At 46.8% G+C, this 1118-nt stretch carries 1 protein-coding gene; it reads left to right on the top strand.

What is annotated here, in order from left to right; translation table 11 throughout:
• Positions 1–1022: Tn3 family transposase (locus tag L1272_RS23060; RefSeq protein ID WP_235374378.1), on the top strand; the 1022-nt coding region annotated here is incomplete at its 5' end.
• Between the last annotated feature and the right edge of the window lie 96 nt (positions 1023–1118).

The following is a 1118-nucleotide window of genomic DNA, read 5'->3' as shown; positions in this document are numbered from 1 at the left end:
TGCATGATGCCAGCGACGTGATCAATAATGCGGTGGCTTCATTACCCATCTTCCGCCACTACCATATTCAGGAGGACCAGTTGCACGCCAGTGCGGATGGTCAGAAATTCGAAACCCATCTGGAAACGTTTAAAACCCGGTATTCCTCAAAGTACTTCGGTACCAATAAAGGGATCACGGCCATGACTCTGGTGGCCAACCACAGCGCCCTCAATGCTCGGATCATCGGCTCTAACGAGCATGAATCACACTATATTTATGATCTGCTGCAATCAAACAGCAGCGATGTCAAACCAGATGTGCTCTCGACAGATACGCACGGTGTCAATCATGTTAACTTCGCCTTATTGGATCTAAGCAGTTACAGCTTTGCACCTCGATACGCGCAGTTCAATAGTGTCATCAACGATCTGTTTGATGTGACTGAAAGTGAACAAGGCAGCACCATACTGGCGCTAAAGAAGCCTATCAGAACGAATGTTATTACAACGGGATGGCAGGATATCAGGCGTATTGTCCTGTCACTTCAGACAAAACGAACAACACAGGCAATACTGGTGAGAAAACTGTCTGGTTATCCTTCAGGACACCCGATATTACAGGCGCTGACAGAGTATAATCGACTGGTTAAAGCGCAATATTTACTTGACTACATCGACGATGCCAGTTTGCGGCAGTATGTGCAACGTGCCCTGAACCGGGGAGAAGCATGGCACTTCCTTAGACGAGCCATTGCGTCGGTGAATGGTGATCAGTTCCGTGGCAAAAACGAGTCTGAAATCGCTATCTGGAATGAATGCGCAAGATTGCTTGCCAATGCGCTCATCTACTTCAACTCCGCGATACTGAGTCATCTTCTGGGACACTTTGAAGCGACAGGTGATGAAGAAAAAGCGGCTATCACTCGTGCTGTTTCGCCCGTTGCATGGCAAAATATCAACTTAAGCGGGACGTATAACTTCACCAATACCGGAAAATTGCCTGATATTAGTGAAATTACGAAGCCAATCGTGGATGATTAAGCTTGGAAACGAAAGTAACCCACAGCTGGAGGCTATATAATACAAAGCCTGTAGCGTTCTATGTTACTTTAGAGGGGAAAATCCCTAGTACCCCAC

The sequence above is a fragment of the Pseudoalteromonas sp. PAST1 genome (genome assembly GCF_021532515.1).
Lineage (GTDB): Bacteria > Pseudomonadota > Gammaproteobacteria > Enterobacterales > Alteromonadaceae > Pseudoalteromonas > Pseudoalteromonas simplex.
The sequence above is the reverse complement of the archived record's forward strand: the minus strand, read 5'-3'. Positions and strand labels throughout refer to the sequence as shown.